Source organism: Acinetobacter sp. YH16042 (assembly GCF_013417245.1).
Taxonomy (GTDB): domain Bacteria; phylum Pseudomonadota; class Gammaproteobacteria; order Pseudomonadales; family Moraxellaceae; genus Acinetobacter; species Acinetobacter amyesii.
The window spans coordinates 232,626-250,043 of the sequence record NZ_VPEJ01000001.1; the positions used below are offsets into that span (position 1 = coordinate 232,626).

Annotated in this window: 30 protein-coding genes; 26 read left to right on the top strand and 4 right to left on the bottom strand. The window is 43.3% G+C overall.

Annotated elements, in window-relative coordinates:
• Nucleotides 1-59 precede the first annotated feature (59 nt).
• From FTV37_RS01115 to FTV37_RS01130, 4 genes are all read right to left on the bottom strand, one after another.
• Nucleotides 60-503, bottom strand: coding sequence for an Rrf2 family transcriptional regulator (locus FTV37_RS01115; protein WP_078189285.1), 444 nt, complete (start codon nt 501-503; stop codon nt 60-62).
• Nucleotides 504-589: 86 nt separating this feature from the next.
• Nucleotides 590-1,798 (bottom strand): NO-inducible flavohemoprotein, encoded by a 1,209-nt coding sequence (gene hmpA / locus FTV37_RS01120; protein WP_078192460.1) that lies wholly within the window; start codon nt 1,796-1,798, stop codon nt 590-592.
• 150 nt (nt 1,799-1,948) lie between these two features.
• Nucleotides 1,949-3,532, bottom strand: coding sequence for a helicase HerA-like domain-containing protein (locus FTV37_RS01125; protein WP_180021612.1), 1,584 nt, complete (start codon nt 3,530-3,532; stop codon nt 1,949-1,951).
• Nucleotides 3,533-3,546: 14 nt separating this feature from the next.
• Nucleotides 3,547-4,749, bottom strand: a complete 1,203-nt coding sequence (locus FTV37_RS01130) for a PLP-dependent transferase (RefSeq protein ID WP_180062864.1) — start codon at nt 4,747-4,749, stop codon at nt 3,547-3,549.
• Nucleotides 4,750-4,907: 158 nt separating this feature from the next.
• On the opposite strand from FTV37_RS01130, the gene FTV37_RS01135 reads away from it, so the two are divergent.
• The 26 genes from FTV37_RS01135 (at nt 4,908) to rpsK (ending at nt 17,418) form a co-directional block, all read left to right on the top strand.
• Entirely contained in the window at nt 4,908-5,645 is a 738-nt protein-coding gene (locus FTV37_RS01135; protein ID WP_180062865.1) for a type 1 glutamine amidotransferase, read from the top strand.
• 267 nt (nt 5,646-5,912) lie between these two features.
• Nucleotides 5,913-6,224 carry a 30S ribosomal protein S10 gene (rpsJ, locus tag FTV37_RS01140; RefSeq protein WP_000070912.1) on the top strand — a complete coding sequence of 104 codons (312 nt, stop codon included), beginning with the start codon at nt 5,913-5,915 and terminating at the stop codon, nt 6,222-6,224.
• A gap of 59 nt (nt 6,225-6,283) precedes the next feature.
• Nucleotides 6,284-6,922, top strand: a complete 639-nt coding sequence (gene rplC / locus FTV37_RS01145; RefSeq protein WP_078189280.1) for a 50S ribosomal protein L3 — start codon at nt 6,284-6,286, stop codon at nt 6,920-6,922.
• An 11-nt stretch (nt 6,923-6,933) separates the two neighbouring features.
• A complete protein-coding gene (gene rplD, locus FTV37_RS01150; protein WP_078189279.1) occupies nt 6,934-7,536 on the top strand; it encodes a 50S ribosomal protein L4 in 603 nt (200 codons plus the stop codon).
• The gene (gene rplW / locus FTV37_RS01155) at nt 7,533-7,853 is read left to right on the top strand and encodes a 50S ribosomal protein L23 (RefSeq protein WP_005012992.1); all 321 of its coding nucleotides are present in this window, start codon (nt 7,533-7,535) and stop codon (nt 7,851-7,853) included. The genes rplD and rplW overlap by 4 nt, the downstream gene beginning before the upstream one ends.
• Before the next feature lie 11 nt (nt 7,854-7,864).
• Nucleotides 7,865-8,689, top strand: coding sequence for a 50S ribosomal protein L2 (gene rplB / locus FTV37_RS01160; protein WP_078189278.1), 825 nt, complete (start codon nt 7,865-7,867; stop codon nt 8,687-8,689).
• A 19-nt stretch (nt 8,690-8,708) separates the two neighbouring features.
• Nucleotides 8,709-8,984: a 30S ribosomal protein S19 gene (gene rpsS, locus FTV37_RS01165; RefSeq protein WP_004281508.1), complete on the top strand. Its 276-nt coding sequence runs from the start codon at nt 8,709-8,711 to the stop codon at nt 8,982-8,984.
• 11 nt (nt 8,985-8,995) lie between these two features.
• Nucleotides 8,996-9,325 carry a 50S ribosomal protein L22 gene (gene rplV, locus FTV37_RS01170; RefSeq protein ID WP_035265103.1) on the top strand — a complete coding sequence of 110 codons (330 nt, stop codon included), beginning with the start codon at nt 8,996-8,998 and terminating at the stop codon, nt 9,323-9,325.
• A 1-nt stretch (nt 9,326) separates the two neighbouring features.
• Nucleotides 9,327-10,079, top strand: a complete 753-nt coding sequence (gene rpsC, locus FTV37_RS01175) for a 30S ribosomal protein S3 (protein WP_078189277.1) — start codon at nt 9,327-9,329, stop codon at nt 10,077-10,079.
• A 3-nt stretch (nt 10,080-10,082) separates the two neighbouring features.
• Nucleotides 10,083-10,496: a 50S ribosomal protein L16 gene (gene rplP, locus FTV37_RS01180; protein ID WP_068909575.1), complete on the top strand. Its 414-nt coding sequence runs from the start codon at nt 10,083-10,085 to the stop codon at nt 10,494-10,496.
• Entirely contained in the window at nt 10,496-10,693 is a 198-nt protein-coding gene (gene rpmC / locus FTV37_RS01185) for a 50S ribosomal protein L29 (protein WP_005012982.1), read from the top strand. Before rplP ends, rpmC begins: the two co-directional genes overlap by 1 nt.
• Nucleotides 10,690-10,947, top strand: a complete 258-nt coding sequence (gene rpsQ / locus FTV37_RS01190) for a 30S ribosomal protein S17 (RefSeq protein ID WP_078189275.1) — start codon at nt 10,690-10,692, stop codon at nt 10,945-10,947. The genes rpmC and rpsQ overlap by 4 nt, the downstream gene beginning before the upstream one ends.
• Before the next feature lie 89 nt (nt 10,948-11,036).
• Entirely contained in the window at nt 11,037-11,405 is a 369-nt protein-coding gene (gene rplN, locus FTV37_RS01195; RefSeq protein ID WP_005012978.1) for a 50S ribosomal protein L14, read from the top strand.
• Between the two features lie 9 nt (nt 11,406-11,414).
• On the top strand, nt 11,415-11,732 hold the full coding sequence (gene rplX / locus FTV37_RS01200) for a 50S ribosomal protein L24 (RefSeq protein ID WP_078189274.1): 318 nt from the start codon (nt 11,415-11,417) through the stop codon (nt 11,730-11,732).
• A gap of 15 nt (nt 11,733-11,747) precedes the next feature.
• Nucleotides 11,748-12,284, top strand: coding sequence for a 50S ribosomal protein L5 (gene rplE / locus FTV37_RS01205; protein WP_067762907.1), 537 nt, complete (start codon nt 11,748-11,750; stop codon nt 12,282-12,284).
• A gap of 9 nt (nt 12,285-12,293) precedes the next feature.
• Nucleotides 12,294-12,599: a 30S ribosomal protein S14 gene (gene rpsN, locus FTV37_RS01210; RefSeq protein ID WP_067762906.1), complete on the top strand. Its 306-nt coding sequence runs from the start codon at nt 12,294-12,296 to the stop codon at nt 12,597-12,599.
• Between the two features lie 12 nt (nt 12,600-12,611).
• Entirely contained in the window at nt 12,612-13,007 is a 396-nt protein-coding gene (rpsH, locus tag FTV37_RS01215) for a 30S ribosomal protein S8 (RefSeq protein WP_078189273.1), read from the top strand.
• Nucleotides 13,008-13,020: 13 nt separating this feature from the next.
• On the top strand, nt 13,021-13,554 hold the full coding sequence (gene rplF, locus FTV37_RS01220; protein ID WP_078189272.1) for a 50S ribosomal protein L6: 534 nt from the start codon (nt 13,021-13,023) through the stop codon (nt 13,552-13,554).
• A gap of 14 nt (nt 13,555-13,568) precedes the next feature.
• Nucleotides 13,569-13,919 (top strand): 50S ribosomal protein L18, encoded by a 351-nt coding sequence (gene rplR, locus FTV37_RS01225; RefSeq protein ID WP_067762903.1) that lies wholly within the window; start codon nt 13,569-13,571, stop codon nt 13,917-13,919.
• A 2-nt stretch (nt 13,920-13,921) separates the two neighbouring features.
• Nucleotides 13,922-14,419 carry a 30S ribosomal protein S5 gene (gene rpsE / locus FTV37_RS01230; protein ID WP_067762902.1) on the top strand — a complete coding sequence of 166 codons (498 nt, stop codon included), beginning with the start codon at nt 13,922-13,924 and terminating at the stop codon, nt 14,417-14,419.
• Between the two features lie 6 nt (nt 14,420-14,425).
• Nucleotides 14,426-14,602: a 50S ribosomal protein L30 gene (gene rpmD, locus FTV37_RS01235; protein ID WP_005012961.1), complete on the top strand. Its 177-nt coding sequence runs from the start codon at nt 14,426-14,428 to the stop codon at nt 14,600-14,602.
• Between the two features lie 3 nt (nt 14,603-14,605).
• Nucleotides 14,606-15,046 carry a 50S ribosomal protein L15 gene (rplO, locus tag FTV37_RS01240; protein ID WP_078189271.1) on the top strand — a complete coding sequence of 147 codons (441 nt, stop codon included), beginning with the start codon at nt 14,606-14,608 and terminating at the stop codon, nt 15,044-15,046.
• 45 nt (nt 15,047-15,091) lie between these two features.
• Complete coding sequence (gene secY, locus FTV37_RS01245) at nt 15,092-16,411, top strand: preprotein translocase subunit SecY (protein WP_171263746.1); 1,320 nt, start codon at nt 15,092-15,094, stop codon at nt 16,409-16,411.
• A gap of 20 nt (nt 16,412-16,431) precedes the next feature.
• Nucleotides 16,432-16,548: a 50S ribosomal protein L36 gene (gene rpmJ / locus FTV37_RS01250; protein ID WP_000867907.1), complete on the top strand. Its 117-nt coding sequence runs from the start codon at nt 16,432-16,434 to the stop codon at nt 16,546-16,548.
• A gap of 107 nt (nt 16,549-16,655) precedes the next feature.
• The gene (rpsM, locus tag FTV37_RS01255; RefSeq protein WP_078189269.1) at nt 16,656-17,012 is read left to right on the top strand and encodes a 30S ribosomal protein S13; all 357 of its coding nucleotides are present in this window, start codon (nt 16,656-16,658) and stop codon (nt 17,010-17,012) included.
• Nucleotides 17,013-17,031: 19 nt separating this feature from the next.
• A complete protein-coding gene (rpsK, locus tag FTV37_RS01260; RefSeq protein WP_001040166.1) occupies nt 17,032-17,418 on the top strand; it encodes a 30S ribosomal protein S11 in 387 nt (128 codons plus the stop codon).

The following is a 17,418-nucleotide window of genomic DNA, read 5'->3' on the forward strand; positions in this document are numbered from 1 at the left end:
AACACGCATTATAAAGGAAGTCGGGCAGGCAAGCGAATTTTGTCGCAGGCAAAGTGAAATTAGAGATTGATCATTTGAATTGGAGATTGTGTTGTAAATTTAGATGCGCTGCTTGGTTGTAAAACATCGGCAAGTTTGTACTGATCGAGACTTTGATAAAACTGTTCTAAAGCTTGGTCTAAAATGCTTTTTAAACCACATTGACTGCGCAGTACGCAAGGTGGGTCATTGCATTCTACAATCTGGTGATTGCCTTGCAAAATCCGTACGATTTGACCGAGCTGAGCGTCAAGTGCTTCAGGGTTTAGGCGAATGCCGCCACCTTTGCCGCGGCTGGTGATTAACCAGTTTTGCTTTGCCATAAAATGCACAATTTTCACCAAGTGATTACGCGAAACGTGCAGGTCTTCTGCAATTTCAGCAATGTTATAAGGCACATCACGAGGACGTGCGATATAGAGCAAAATGCGTAATGCATAATCGGTGAATTTATTGAGTTGCATGATAATACTGTGAGTCTGAGAGAAATAAATAAGGGCTAGTCTAGCATAACTAAACTAACCCTTTGTATTTCAGGTGAATAGCTTAGTTAGTGTTTTACACCACCAGTGCCGAAAGCTTCGCTGTGAATATTGCTAGCAGGAATACCACGAGCAATTAAAGCTTTCTGTTGTTCAGCCATAAATGGCATTGGACCGCAAAGGTAATAATCCGCATTGATCGGTAACAGTGCAGTATCCATGCTGCCTAAGTCTAGACGACCAGCAGCATCATAATCTTCACCTAACTTATCATTAGCATGAGGGAACTCATACGCTGTAAAGGTGCTAAGACGTGGGTATTTTGCTTCCAAATCCTGAATGTGTTTATGCATTGCATGCACTTGTTTGCTACGGCAGGCATGGATAAAGGTTACAGGTTGTGGCATGTCTAAAGTCACCAACTGATTCAGCATCGCAATCATTGGTGTTAGACCTACACCACCACTGATAAAGACATTGCGTTTTTGTGAATCAATCAGGAAGAAATTACCTGTTGGTGCAGACACTTCGATTTCTGAACCGATCTCCAAGCCATGCAGTGTATTTGATACCCAACCTGGAACCAAGTCACCTTTCTGATCTTCACGTTTTACAGAGATACGTAAGTAGTTGTCTTGTGGGCTGGTAGACAGTGTATATTGACGTGGTTGTTTTAGACCCAGCTCATCGACCAATACACGTACAGAGATGTACTGACCTGCTTCATATTTTGGTAAATCACCACCATCAGAAGGCTCAAGGTAGAATGAGGTGATTTCATCACTTTCAGCCACTTTTTTCGCGATTTTGAAATTACGCCAACCTAACCAACTGCCTTTAGTTTGCTGATGTTGCTCATAAATCGCTTTTTCAGTGCTGATAAACAAGTCTGCCAATTGTCCATATGCTGCTGCCCAAGCTGCAATCAGTGGATCTTCCATTGAAATGCTTAATACTTCACTGATCGAGTGCAGCAAATTTTCGCCGACAATATTATAGTCTGGCGCTTGAATGTTAAGACTCACATGTTTATGCGCAATTAATTCTACAACTGGTAAAAGTACAGATGGGTCCTCAATATTTTCAGCATAAGCCAATACAGCACCCGCCAAGGCTTGTGCCTGAGCACCGCTGCGCTGATGTCCCATGTTAAAGGTTTCTTTGAGGTCAGGGTTATTGCCCAACATACGATTATAGAAGTAACCAGTCAGCGCGACACCATTTTCACGTAGAACAGGAACAGTTGCTTTTACTAGGTCAATTTGCTGCGGAGTCATAGCTGATCTCTCATGGCTGTTATTTATAAGATGTATTTAAAATACATTTTTAAATACATCCGCGCAATACATGTTTTAGTAAAAACCATAAAAAAATTATGGAATATAAAAAGATTCCATAAATTTGTACTTTTTAATTGGGCTTTTAGATTATTTCTTGCCGAAAATAGAACCTAAGAGGCCACGGATAATTTTCTGACCTGTCGACCCACCCAAGCTGCGTGCTGCACTTTTTGCAAAAGTTCCTACAGTGTCTTGAATCAGTTTTTCACGTTGTTTGGCTGAGCGCTCAGCGTCTTTTTGTTGTTCGCGTGCAAGGCGTTCTTGTTCACGCGCTTGCTGTTTAGCGAGTGCATCTGCTTCTTTGGCTTGTTGTTTGGCCAACGCTTCTTGTTCTTTGGCTTCTATTTTATCTTGTTCCGCTTGGACGGCTTGTTGTTGGCGCTCCGCCACTTTATTTTGTAAAAGTTCATAGGCACTTTCACGATCTGCTTCGGTGTCATACACACCTGCGACAACGCTATTTGCCATCAGAGCTTTGCGTTCTTCTACAGCAATTGGGCTAAATGAAGAGTAGGGTGGCATCACCCAAGCACGTTCAACAATTTGAGGTGTGCCTTGTTCATCTAGACAGCTGATCAGTGCTTCACCTACAGCCAGTTCCGTAATCACTTGATCGACTTTAAACGCAGGATTGGCTCGGAAAGTATCTGCTGCCGTCTTAACAGCTTTCTGATCTTTGGGGGTAAATGCACGTAGCGCATGTTGAACACGGTTACCCAGTTGTCCTAAAACACTCTCAGGTAGGTCAAGTGGATTTTGCGTTACAAAGTAAATGCCGACCCCTTTAGAGCGAATCAGACGAACCACTTGTTCAATCTTTTCTTGTAAAGCAGGGCTGGCATTATCAAACAATAAATGCGCTTCATCAAAGAAGAACACCAGTTTGGGTTTATCCATATCTCCAACTTCGGGCAATTGTTCAAACAGTTCTGACAGCATCCAAAGTAAAAAAGTCGCATAGAGCTTAGGGGTATTCATTAACTTGTCGGCGGCGAGCAGGTTGATGTTGCCACGACCTTGTGCATCCGTTTGAATGAAATCCATGATATTGAGCGCAGGCTCACCAAAAAACTTGTCACCACCTTGATCGGCCAATGCGAGCAAATTACGTTGAATTGCACCTAAGCTTGCAGGTGATAAATTGCCATATTCATTTTTAAATTCTGCTGCATGTTCACTGACGTAGCTGATCATGGCTTTTAAGTCTTTAAAGTCGATGAGCAATAAGCCCTGATCATCAGCAATACGAAAGACCGCAGATAACACACCTTCTTGTGTGTCATTTAAGTTGAGGATTCGGGCAAGGAGCAGTGGGCCAATTTCAGAAATGGTAGTGCGAATGGGATGACCTTGTTCACCAAACAAATCCCAAAACACCACAGGGGAGGCAGCAAAAGGAATGCTCTCGATATTTAAACTTTTAATTCGTTCGTCAAACTTAGGATTGCTTTCACCTGCTTTGGCAAGGCTAGAAACATCCCCTTTGGCATCGGCTAAAAATACGGGTACACCCAGCCGAGAAAAACTTTCTGCCAACACCTTCAACGTCACCGTCTTACCAGTACCTGTGGCCCCAGCAATCAAACCATGGCGGTTTGCAAATTGTGAATGAAGCACCACATCTTGTGTGGTGTCTTGTGTCTTTTTGCCAATAATAATTGGTGTACCCATAGATGTTCCTGTATTTATTCGAGTTGCTGTTTATTTAAATGTTGTAGTGCGTTTTCTATATCTTGTATTAAATCTGCAGGATGTTCTAGTCCTATACAAAAGCGAACCAGTAAGCCGGTTTGAATATGTGAATGTTCGAGTACACGCATATCTTTTAAGTTATATAGCATGACTAAACTGACTGGGCCACCCCAGCTAAAACCGAGCTTAAAGAGTTTCAGCGCATCGCAAAAGCGGCGTACATCTTGCAAACTATATTTTTCATTAAATATCACGCTGACCAAACCGGCACTGTGTTGTTCTGTACAAATTTCTTTCCAATACTGATGTCCTGCGGAAGCTTCATCAGCAGGATGTAAAACCTGTACAAAGGCTGGCTGTTGTTTTAGCCAATTTAATAAAGTTAAAGCACTTTGTGACTGGTGTTCATAGCGCAGGCGTATAGAAGCCAGACTGCGTTGTATTTGCGCGGCATCATCACCAGAGATGCTAATGCCTTGAATGGCGTGCGCACGAAACAGTTTGTGATGAAGCTTTTTATCTCGTGTAATTACCGAACCCATCAAAATATCCCCGCCGCCACTTGGGTATTTGGTCAAGGCATGCACACTGATATCGACACCCAGGTGCTCAGCACTAAAATCAAAAGCATTAAAGGCAAGTCCTGCGCCCCACGTATTGTCCAGTGCAGTGAGAATGTTCTGCGCTTGAGCTTTTTTGACCAAGCCGACTAAATCTGGAAACTCTAAAGTGACAGAACCCGCCGCTTCTAACCAGATAAGCTTGGCTTGCGCTGAAGGGCTAAATGAATCGACATCAATAGGGTTATAAACCTTGACCACGATGCTATAGCGGGTTTCTAAATTGCGTAAATGGTCCATATTTGGGCCATAGATATTATCTGCGACCCACACTTCATCCCCTTGACTTAAAAAACATGAATTGACCAAATTAATTGCAGATAAACCGCTTGGTGCGAGTAAGTGATACAAGCCACCTTCAATCTGAGCAATCTGATCGCCTAGGGTAAATGTAGTGGGTGTGCCATGTGTTCCATAGCTATAGTCATAATCATCAGTCCAATGGCGATTAAATAGCGCATCTGTATTTTCGAAAATTATAGTGGATGCACGAAACAGGGGAGGTTGAACACTATTGATGTATTGCGGTGCCTTTCTTGGTGCATGAATGAGTTCGGTTTGAGGATTCTTTTTCACGTGGCGCTCTGAAATGATCAAAATAATAATGAATGTTCAAAAGAATACGACTAAAACGCATGGATTTACGATGCTTTTGTATAGAAAATTAAGTGAAAAGCAAAGTTGGCTTCATTCTTGCAAAACCGATAACAGAGCAACAACAATAGGTTTAGCGCATGAAGTCGCATTTAAAAGTACATTATTTTCAGCATATTGCTGGTGAAGGGTTCGGCAGTTGTTATGAATTTTTAAAACAGCATCAGGCCAAAATTACGGCCACAGAATTCTTTGCATTACCTGTCGATCAAGCCTTAGATCTCGAGGCTTTGCCGCATGTTGAAGATGTCGATTTACTTATCATTATGGGTGGAACCATGAGCGTAAATGATGAGGCAAATTTCCCATGGTTAAAAATAGAAAAGCGTTGGCTGCGACGCTATTTAGCCCTCGGTAAACCCGCAATCGGGCTTTGTTTAGGTGGGCAATTGATTGCCAATGCCTTGGGTGGGGCGGTGAGTCGAAATGTACAACAAGAATTGGGGTGGACGACCATCCGTAAGGTCGATAACGTACCGCATGACTGTTTCAAACTACCGAAAGAGTTTAAAGTCATGCAGTGGCACAGTGAAACATTTGAAATTCCCAAAGGAGCGGTATTACTGGCGGAAAATGATGCATGTCGTAATCAAATGTATCAAATCGGACAAAATGTTTTGGGCTTCCAATTTCATCCTGAAATTACCCCAGAAGTACTCGATTTATTTTTGGAAAATGATGAAGAAGTGGCATTTTTTTCAGGAACACATGTACAGCCAGTACATGATCTACGGAAAAGCGCAAAAAACAAATTTATTGAGGGAAATCAAATACTAAACCAAGCAATAGAGTATGTATTAAGAAAAAATGCCTATTGATTAAAAGTTAAGCAATTGATCTTGCATAAAAAATGAAAAATATAAGAAAAACAGCAAAAGAGATTTGCTTATGCATTAAACAATAGCTATAATGGGCGACCCTTTGATGAAGGGGGTTAGCTACGAATAAAGTAGTTAACATCGTGACAGTCGCGGCATCGATCGTGACCTTAGTGATATTTCACTGCTCTTGACACTTGCCTTAAAATAGTGGGGTGAGATGCGTCAAGAGTGATTCTTTATATATTTGGCTTGGAGTTAACTGGTATGTCTAACCAGAGAATTCGTATCCGTCTTAAGTCTTTTGATCACCGTCTTATTGATCAATCAGCTCAAGAAATCGTAGAAACAGCAAAACGTACTGGCGCACAAGTTTGTGGTCCAATCCCGATGCCTACACGTATCGAACGTTTTAACGTTTTAACATCACCACACGTTAACAAAGATGCGCGTGACCAATACGAGATCCGCACTTACAAACGTTTGATCGACATCGTTCAACCTACAGATAAAACTGTTGATGCATTGATGAAGTTGGATCTTGCAGCTGGTGTTGATGTTCAGATCGCTTTGGGTTAAGGCTTTCGGTTAATTAACGCTCTAAGTTAATTAGGCCGCTTTTTTAGAGGTTTATGCACATGGCTATTGGTTTAGTCGGTCGCAAGTGCGGTATGACACGTATCTTTACAGATGCTGGTGTTTCTGTACCTGTAACAGTGATTGAGGTTGATCCTAACCGCATCACACAAATCAAAACGCTTGAAACTGATGGTTATCAAGCGATTCAAATCACTACTGGTGAACGTCGCGAATCTCGCGTAACTAATGCTCAGAAAGGTCACTTTGCGAAAGCTGGTGTTGCTGCTGGTCGTCTAGTTCAAGAATTCCGCGCTACAGAAGCTGATCTTGAAGGTCGTGAAGTTGGCGGAACTATCGGTGTAGATGTGTTCACAGTGGGTCAAATCGTTGACGTTACTGGTACATCTAAAGGTAAAGGTTTTCAAGGTGGTGTTAAGCGTTGGAACTTCCGTACTCAAGACGCTACACATGGTAACTCTGTATCTCACCGTGTTATCGGTTCTACAGGTCAAAACCAGACTCCTGGTCGCGTGTTCAAAGGCAAAAAAATGCCTGGTCACTTAGGTGCTGAACGTGTAACTACACAGGGTCTTGAAATCGTTGCTATCGACGCAGAACGTTCAGTTCTAGTTGTTAAAGGCGCGGTTCCTGGTGCTACTGGTGGCGACGTTACTGTTCGTCCTACTATCAAGGCCTGAGGGGAAATAACGTGAATTTAAATACTGTTTCCGGCTCTGCTGTTGAGTTATCTGAAGTTGCGTTTGGTCGTGATTTTAACGAAGCTCTTGTACACCAAGTTGTTACAGCTTACTTAGCTGGTGGTCGTCAAGGTTCTAAAGCGCAAAAATCACGTGCTGACGTTTCTGGCGGTGGTAAAAAACCTTTCCGTCAAAAAGGTACTGGCCGCGCTCGTGCTGGTTCTATTCGTAGCCCAATCTGGGTTGGCGGTGGTAAAACTTTTGCTGCTCGTCCACAAGACTGGTCTCAAAAAGTAAACCGTAAAATGTATCGCGGTGCTATGCAATGCATCCTGGCTGAGCTTGTTCGTCAAGATCGCCTTGTTTTAGTTGAAGAGATTGCTGTTGCAGCTCCAAAAACTAAAGAATTGCTTGCAAAACTTAACGACTTGAATGCACCTCGTGCATTAATCGTTACAGATGCTGTTGATGAGAACTTGTATCTTGCTGCTCGCAACATTCCACACGTTGATGTGGTTGATGCTGCTGCAATCGATCCTGTTAGCTTGATCGCGTTCGATAAAGTTGTTATGTCTGTTGCTGCTGCTAAGAAAATTGAGGTAGAACTCGGATGAACAACGAACGTATCTATCAAGTCCTACAAGGACCTGTATTCTCAGAAAAAGCACAAGTTTTAGGCGAAACTGCTGGTGTTCAAGTGTTCAAAGTTGCACTAGATGCAAACAAACTTGAAATCAAAAAAGCCGTTGAGCAACTATTTGGTGTTCAAGTTGTTAAAGTTAACACAACGATCACTAAAGGTAAGACTAAACGCTTTGGTAAAACATTAGGACGTCGTTCTGATGTTAAAAAAGCATACGTCACCCTGAAAGCTGGCCAAGATGTTGAAATGGCTGACTTGGGCGATACCGCTGAAAACGCAGCGGAATAAGGACGAAAATTATGCCGATTCAAAAATGTAAGCCAACGTCTCCAGGACGTCGCTTTGTAGAGAAAGTGGTTCATAACCACCTTCACAAAGGCGCGCCATATGCTCCGTTGGTTGAAGCTAAAAAACGTACTGGCGGTCGTAATAACAACGGTCACATTACAACTCGTCACGTTGGTGGTGGTCATAAACAGCACTACCGTATCGTAGACTTCAAACGTAACAAAGACAGCATCCCAGCTGTAGTTGAGCGTATTGAATACGATCCAAACCGTACAGCTCATATTGCTTTATTGAAATATGCTGACGGTGAACGTCGCTATATTATTGCACCTAAAGGCCTTCGCGCTGGTGATCAAGTTCAGTCTGGTAACGATGCTCCAATCCGTCCAGGTAACTGCTTGCCACTTCGCAACATGCCTATCGGTTCTACTCTTCACAACATCGAGCTTAAAATCGGTAAAGGCGCACAATTAGTACGTTCTGCTGGTACATCTGCTCAATTGTTGGGTCGTGACGGTTCTTACGCTATCATTCGTCTTCGTTCAGGCGAAATGCGTAAAGTACACGTTGAATGCCGTGCTGTGTTAGGTGAAGTTTCTAACTCAGAAAGCAACCTTCGTTCACTTGGTAAAGCAGGTGCATCACGCTGGCGTGGCGTTCGTCCTACCGTACGTGGTATGGCGATGAACCCAGTAGACCATCCACATGGTGGTGGTGAAGGACGTAACAAAGGTATTCAACCTGTAAGTCCATGGGGTCAAAAAGCTAAAGGGTACAAAACACGTACCAACAAGCGTACGACTAAGATGATCATTCGCGACCGTCGCGTTAAGTAACAAGTAAAGGAATCTGACAATGCCTCGTTCTCTGAAAAAAGGCCCATTCGTCGATGCGCACTTGTTCGCTAAGGTTGAAGCGGCTATCGCGGCTAATAACCGTAAGCCGATCAAAACTTGGTCGCGTCGTTCGATGATCTTACCGGATTTTGTTGGTCTAACAATTTCTGTACACAATGGCCGTAACCATGTTCCAGTGATTGTATCTGAGCATATGGTTGGTCATAAATTAGGTGAATTCGCGCCAACTCGTACCTATCGTGGTCACGGTGTTGACAAGAAGTCTAAACGTTAATAGGTGCTATGATGGAAGTAACTGCTAAATTACGCGGTGCCGCTATCTCGGCACAAAAAGCACGTTTGGTTGCAGACCTAATTCGCGGCAAATCTGTTGCGCATGCTTTGAATATCTTAAACTTCAGCAACAAAAAAGCTGCAGTTTTAGTTAAAAAAGCATTGGAATCTGCGATTGCAAACGCTGAACACAATAACAGTTTAGATGTAGACGACCTTAAAGTTTCTACGATCTACGTTGATGAAGGCATGAGCCTGAAACGTATTTTGCCACGTGCTAAAGGCCGTGCAGATCGTATTACTAAGCGTACTTGTCACATTACCGTTAAGGTAGGGGTTTGATATGGGTCAGAAGGTTCATCCAATCGGTATCCGCCTAGGTGTTGTGAAACGTCATAACGCTAACTGGTATGCGAATCCGAAACAATATGCTGAATATTTGCTAAAAGATCTTCAAGTTCGTGAGTTTTTAACTAAAAAACTTAAGAATGCGATGGTAAGCAATATTCTTATCGAACGCCCTACAGGCGCAGCTAAAGTAACTATTAGCACTGCACGTCCTGGTATCGTGATCGGTAAAAAAGGCGAAGACATTGAGAAATTACAACGCGAATTAACAGCCATTATGGGTGTTCCTGCGCAAGTAAGTATCAACGAAATCGATCGCCCAGATTTAGACGCTCGTTTAGTTGCTGAAGCAATCGCTTCTCAATTAGAAAAACGTGTAATGTTCCGTCGTGCTATGAAGCGTGCGGTTCAAAACTCTATGCGTGCTGGTGCTAAAGGTATCAAAGTAGAAGTTTCAGGCCGTCTAGGTGGTGCTGAGATTGCTCGTACTGAATGGTATCGTGAAGGTCGTGTACCTCTTCATACTCTTCGTGCTGACATCGACTATGCTACTATGCGTGCTGAGACTACTTACGGTACGATCGGCGTTAAAGTATGGATCTTCCGTGGTGAGATCTTGGGCGGCATGAAACAAGTCATGAACCCAGCTCCAGCTGAAGAACGTCCAGCTAAACGTGGCCGTGGTCGTGGTGAAGGTCAAGAGCGTCGTGGTCGTCGCAATGATCGTTCTGCTGAAAAAGGAGAATAATCCATGTTACAACCTAAACGTACTAAATTCCGTAAAGTGCAAAAAGGCCGTAACACTGGTCTAGCACATCGCGGTAGCTCAGTATCTTTTGGTACTATTGCACTTAAATCAGTTGAACGTGGTCAAATGACAGCACGTCAAATTGAAGCAGCGCGTCGTACAATCAGCCGTCGTATTAAACGTGGTGGTAAGATCTTTATCCGTGTTTTCCCAGACAAACCAATTACTGAAAAACCATTAGAAGTTCGTATGGGTAAAGGTAAAGGTTCTGTGGAATACTGGGTTTGCCAAATCAAACCAGGTAAAGTCTTGTACGAAATTGATGGTGTTAACGAAGAACTTGCTCGCGAAGCGTTTACGCTTGCTGCTGCAAAACTTCCGTTTAAAACCACTATCGTGACTCGGACGGTAATGTAATGAAAACTAATGATCTACGTGAAAAGTCGGTAGAAGAGTTGACAGCTTTGCTTGATGAGCAACAGCTTAACCAATTCCGTCTTCGTATGGCGAAAGCAACTGGTCAATTGGGTAAATCGCACGAAGTTGCGCTTACTCGTAAGACAATTGCTCGTATTAAGACCCTCCTTACCGAAAAACAGGGGAACGGACAATGAGTGAACAAACAGTTCGCACGTTAACCGGTAAAGTAGTTAGCGACAAGATGGACAAGTCTATCGTTGTTCTTATCGAACGCCGCGTTCAACACCCGTTGTATGGCAAATCAATCCGCCGTTCAACTAAATTACACGCTCATGATGAAAACAATGTTGCTAAAGTTGGTGACGTAGTAAGCATCAAAGAAAGCCGCCCAATTTCTAAAACTAAGTCTTGGACTTTAGTTGAAGTTGTTGAAGCTGCTGCTGAGTAATTAAACGTTCTTGCATCATCGGTCAATTTCGAGTACTCTTTGAGCCTTTCGAAATTGCGACCGGTGATGCTCGGTTTTGGAGTAGGGCAATGATTCAAACCGAAAGTATGCTAGACGTAGCAGACAACAGTGGTGCTCGCCGCGTACAATGTATTAAAGTACTTGGTGGTTCACATCGTCGTTATGCTTCTGTTGGCGACATTATTAAAGTTACTGTAAAAGAAGCTATTCCACGCGCACGTGTTAAAAAAGGTGACGTGATGAATGCTGTAGTTGTACGTACAAAATTCGGCATCCGTCGTGCAGATGGTTCAGTTATTCGTTTCGACGATAACGCAGCTGTTATTTTGAACAACAACAAAGCGCCGATTGCAACTCGTATTTTCGGACCAGTGACTCGTGAACTTCGTACTGAACAGTTCATGAAAATTATTTCATTGGCTCCTGAAGTTCTATAAGAGGCACTCATGGCTAAGATTAAAAAGGGCGATCAAGTAATTGTGATCGCAGGTAAAGAAAAAGGCAAACAAGGTACTGTTTTGTCTGTTTCAAATGACCGTGTTAAGGTTGAAGGCCTTAACTTGGTAACGAAGCATCAAAAGCCTAACCGAGCTACTGGCGCTGAAGGCGGCATCGTAACTCAAGAAGCTGAGCTTCATATCTCTAACGTGGCAATTTTTAATGCTACAACCCAAAAGGCTGACCGTGTTGGTTACCAAGTGATTGAAGGCGTGAAAACTCGCGTATTCAAATCTAATGGTGAATCAGTGGCGGTAGCGAAGTAATAGGTTGACTAGGCAATGGCCAGACTTAAAACGCGTTACAACGACGAACTTAAGGCTCAATTAAAAGAAACATTGGGCGTTAAGAATGTGATGGATATTCCTCGCATTACAAAAATCACCATCAACATGGGTGTTGGTGCTGCATCAGCTGACAAGAAATTGTTAGATGGCGCTCTTTCTGATATGCAAGCAATTGCTGGTCAAAAACCAGTACTTACTTTAGCTCGTAAATCTATCGCTGGTTTCAAAATCCGTGATGGTTGGCCGATCGGCTGTAAAGTTACTTTACGCGGCGAACGTATGTACGAATTCTTAGACCGTTTGATCTCTATCGCGATCCCTCGTATCCGTGACTTCCGTGGTTTCTCTGCGAAATCATTCGATGGTCGTGGTAACTACTCAATGGGTCTTAAGGAACAAATCATGTTCCCTGAAATCGATTTTGATAAGATTGATCGTATTCGTGGTATGGACATTACCATCACTACGACTGCTCGCACCGATGACGAAGGCCGTGCGCTTATGCGTGCATTCGGCTTCCCGTTCAAATAAGAGGTCGATATGGCTAAGAAAGGTATGATTAATCGCGAATTGAAACGCGAAGCTACTGTTGCTAAATACGCTGCGAAACGTGCTGAATTAAAAGCAATTATCGCAAACGTTAATGCATCAGACGAAGAACGTTTCGAAGCGATGATGAAATTTCAAGCATTACCACGTAATGCGTCTCCAGTACGTCTACGTAACCGTTGTGGTTTAACTGGTCGTCCTCATGGTTACTTCCGTAAGTTCGGCTTAAGCCGTAACAAATTACGTGAAACAGTAATGCAAGGTGATGTACCGGGCGTTGTTAAGGCAAGCTGGTAAGGAGCACTATAAATGAGTATGCAAGATACCGTTGCCGACATGCTAACACGTGTTCGTAACGCACAAATGGCAAAGAAACAAACTGTTTCTATGCCAAACTCAAAGTTGAAAGTTGCGATTGCTAACGTACTTCAACAAGAAGGTTATATCGCTGATGTAGCTGTTGCTGACAATGAAGGCAAAGCGACTTTAACGATTACTTTAAAATATTTCGAAGGCAAACCAGTTATCGATACTGTGAAACGCGTAAGCCGTCCTGGTCTACGTCAATATCGCGGTAAAGATGCACTTCCTAGCGTTAAGCAAGGTTTAGGTATTGCAATTGTTTCTACAAGCAAAGGCATCATGACTGATCGCGCTGCACGTGCTGCAGGTATCGGTGGTGAAGTTATTGCTTTTGTTTCTTAATAGGTGATTCCTCATGTCTCGTGTGGCTAAAGCCCCAGTAACTGTACCTAACGGTGTTACAGTTACTCAGAACGGCCGGCAGGTCGAAGTGAAAGGCAGCAAAGGTACATTGTCTTTCAACCTGCATGCGCTGGTCGAGCTAAAACAGGAAGACGGTACTCTAGTTATTGCTCCTAAAGCTGAATCTAAAGATGCTTGGATGCAGGCTGGTACTGCTCGCGCTGTGCTTAACAACCTTGTAAAAGGTGTTAACGAAGGTTTCGAACGTAAGTTACAGCTTATCGGTGTTGGTTATAAAGCTGCGGTTAAAGGTAACATTGTTAACCTTAACCTTGGTTTCTCTCACCCGATCGACTACAACCTTCCTGAAGGTGTAACTGCAGAAACTCCTACTGCAACTGAAATTGTACTTAAATCTGCTGATAAAGCTAAATTAGGTCAAGTTGCTGCAGAAATCCGTGGTTACCGTCCGCCAGAGCCTTATAAAGGTAAAGGTGTTCGTTATTCTGACGAAGTTGTACTTCGTAAAGAAGCTAAGAAGAAATAAGGCGCGAGGTTCTTATGAACGAAAAGAAACAATCCCGTTTGCGTCGTGCGAAAAGCACACGCTTGCACATCCGTGCATTGGGTGCGACTCGTTTGTGTGTAAACCGCACTCCGCGTCACATCTATGCTCAAGTTATCTCTGCAGATGGTGGCAAAGTATTAGCGCAAGCTTCTACTTTAGACGCTACTCTACGTGCTGGTACTACTGGTAACGTTGAATCGGCTCAGAAAGTTGGTGCTTTAATTGCAGAACGTGCTAAAGCGGCTGGTGTAACTAAAGTTGCATTTGACCGTTCTGGTTTCAAATATCATGGTCGTATCAAAGCCTTGGCTGATGCTGCTCGTGAAAACGGCTTGGAGTTCTAATCATGGCTAAAGTTGAACAAAACGAAGGTCTTGTTGAAAAGCTGGTTGCCGTTGATCGTGTAGCCAAAGTTGTTAAGGGTGGTCGTATCTTCTCTTTCACAGCATTAACTGTTGTGGGTGATGGTAATGGTCGCGTAGGTTTTGGTCGTGGTAAAGCACGTGAAGTTCCAGCTGCTATTTCTAAAGCACTTGAAGCTGCTCGTCGCAACATGATTACTGTTGACCTTGTTGACGGTACTGTTCAGCACCCTATCAATGCTCGTCACGGTGCAAGCCGCGTTTACATGCAACCTGCTTCTGAAGGTACTGGTGTAATTGCTGGTGGCGCTATGCGTGCAGTTTTAGAAGCTGTAGGTGTACGTAACGTATTAACTAAGTGTTATGGTTCTACTAACGCTGCTAACGTAGTAAACGCAACTTTTAACGGTTTGCGTGATATGACTTCTCCTGAGAAAGTTGCTGCGAAACGTGGTTTATCAGTAGCACAAATTCAAGGGTAATCAATCATGAAAACGATTAAAGTTACCCAGACTAAATCTTCATCGCACCGCTTGAAAAATCACAAGCTTAGCCTTAAAGGTTTAGGTCTGCGTCGTATTGGTCATACAGTTGAAGTGCAAGATACGCCTTCTAACCGTGGTATGATCAACCAAGTTTACTATATGGTTAGTGTAGAGGAATAAGCCATGACTCTGCGTTTAAATACAATTGCACCTGCAGAAGGTGCTAAGCGTGACAACCTTCGTTTAGGCCGTGGTATCGGTTCTGGCGTTGGTAAGACTGGTGGCCGTGGTGTCAAAGGTCAAAACTCACGTAAGAGCGGTGGTACACGTCCTGGTTTCGAAGGTGGTCAAACTGCGTTATACCGTCGTTTACCTAAATTCGGTTTCACTAGCCAAATGGCTTTGAAAACTGCTGAAGTACGTTTATCAGAACTTGCTAAAGTTGAAGGCGACATCGTGTCTCTTGAAACTTTAAAAGCTGCTAACGTTGTACGTAAAGATATGTTGCGTGCACGCATCGTACTTTCTGGTGAAATTACTCGTGCATTCACTGTTCAAGGTGTTGCATTGACTAAAGGCGCTAAAGCTGCTGTTGAAGCTGCTGGCGGTAAAGTCGAGGAGTAATCCCCAGTGTCTATGACTCCTAGTTCGACAGGTCATGTTAACATGATGAAAGGCCAACCTTTTCATGTGAAATATCGTGAAATTATTCGCCGTATGATGTTCCTCATCGGGGCGTTGTTGGTTTTTCGACTGGGAGCACATATTCCAGTACCGGGCATTAACAATGCCGCACTAGAGAATCTGTTTAATGCAAACCAAGGTACGATCCTTGGTTTGTTTAACATGTTCTCAGGTGGTGCATTAGAGCGTATGTCAATTCTTGCTCTTGGGATTATGCCGTATATCTCTGCATCGATTATCGTGCAGTTAATGTCTACGGTTGTTCCTTCGCTGGAAGCTTTAAAGAAAGAAGGCGAACAAGGTAAGCGTAAGATCAATCAATATACGCGACAAGGCACATTGTTTCTTGCACTTGTGCAAGCCGTTGGGATGTGTGCAGGTCTGATTAGTCAAAATATTACTTTGACTAGTGGACTTGCTTTTTACGTTCCTGCTGTAACTTCTTTGGTTGCAGGTACAATGTTCCTGATGTGGTTAGGTGAGCAAATTACTGAGCGTGGAGTAGGGAATGGTATTTCCATGATCATCTTCGCTGGTATCGTTGCTGGTTTGCCGAACTTGGTTCTGCAATCTTTAACCTCAGTAGATAATGGCCAATCAAGTTTAATTGGTCTTGCAATCTTTGCATTGCTATCTGTTGCAGTGTTAGCAGCAATTGTGTTTATTGAGAAGGCGCAGCGTCGCATTCCAGTAAACTATGCTCAAAAACAGCAAGGTCGTCGTGTATTTACTGCTCAGCAAACACATTTGCCATTAAAAATTAATATGGCGGGTGTGATTCCTGCAATTTTTGCGAGTTCATTGCTATTGTTCCCAGCGAGCTTAGGGCAATGGGTTGGCAGTGCAGACCCAAATGCTGGCGTGATTAAACGTGGCCTACAAGATTTGGCACTCGTATTGTCGCCGGGTCAACCGATGTATTTGGTGCTATTTGGTGCATTAATTATCTTCTTCTGTTACTTCTATACTGCGCTAGTATTTAGTCCGAAAGAAGTGTCAGAGAATTTAAAACGTAGTGGTGCTTATGTACCGGGTATTCGTCCTGGTGAGCAAACTGCACGCTATTTAGATCATATTTTGAATCGTTTGACTTTTATTGGCGCGGTTTATATCACAATCATCTGTTTAATGCCGATGATTCTACAAAGCTCATTTGGTATTCCATTTAGCTTAGGTGGTACGTCTTTACTGATCGTAGTGGTGGTGGTGATGGACTTTATGGCTCAGCTCCAAGCTCATCTCACATCGCATCAATATGACAATCAATCGTTAATGCGTAAAACGACTGCTCATCCGAAAGGATAAGCGCACTTAGAGGTTTCATTATGAAAGTTCAAGCTTCTGTAAAGAAAATTTGTGGTAGCTGTAAAGTTATCCGTCGTAATGGGGTTATTCGCGTAATTTGCAGCGCAGAACCTCGTCATAAGCAGCGTCAAGGTTAATCTGATCAAGACCTGTTGATTTCAGTAGGCTAATTAGGTTATTATCCGCCCCTCAAAGATTTTGTCGGGCGGTTGATTATCTTAACTGCCTTTTTGGAGAAAATTGAATGGCTCGTATTGCCGGTGTAAACATTCCGGATAACAAGCATGCTGTTATCTCTCTAACGTACATTTTTGGTATTGGTCGCCACACTGCAAAAGCTATCTTAGCTGCTGCTGGTATTGCACCAACAACTAAAATTCGTGAATTAGATGACGCTCAGCTTGATGCGATTCGTGCAGAAGTTACTAAGGTTCCTACCGAAGGTGATTTACGTCGCGAAATTTCCATGAACATTAAACGTTTAATGGATTTAGGCTGCTACCGCGGTCTTCGTCATCGTCGCAGCTTGCCTGTCCGTGGTCAACGCACCAAAACTAACGCACGTACCCGTAAAGGTCCGCGCAAACCTATTAAGAAATAAGATTTCTGGAAGCTAAAAGATGGCTAAAGATACTCGCACACGCAAGAAGGTCACTCGTACCGTCTCTGAAGGTGTTGCACACATTCACGCTTCTTTTAATAACACCATTGTGACTATTACCGATCGTCAAGGTAATGCACTGGCTTGGGCTACCTCTGGTGGACAAGGCTTCCGTGGATCACGTAAATCAACTCCGTTTGCTGCTCAGGTAGCTGCTGAAGTTGCTGGTAAAGCTGCTTTAGATTACGGTTTGAAAAACTTGGACGTCCTTGTAAAAGGTCCTGGTCCAGGTCGTGAATCTGCGGTTCGTGCTTTAGGTGCAGTGGGTTATAAAATTAACAGCATTACCGATGTGACGCCAATCCCGCACAACGGTTGCCGTCCACCTAAAAAACGTCGCGTGTAA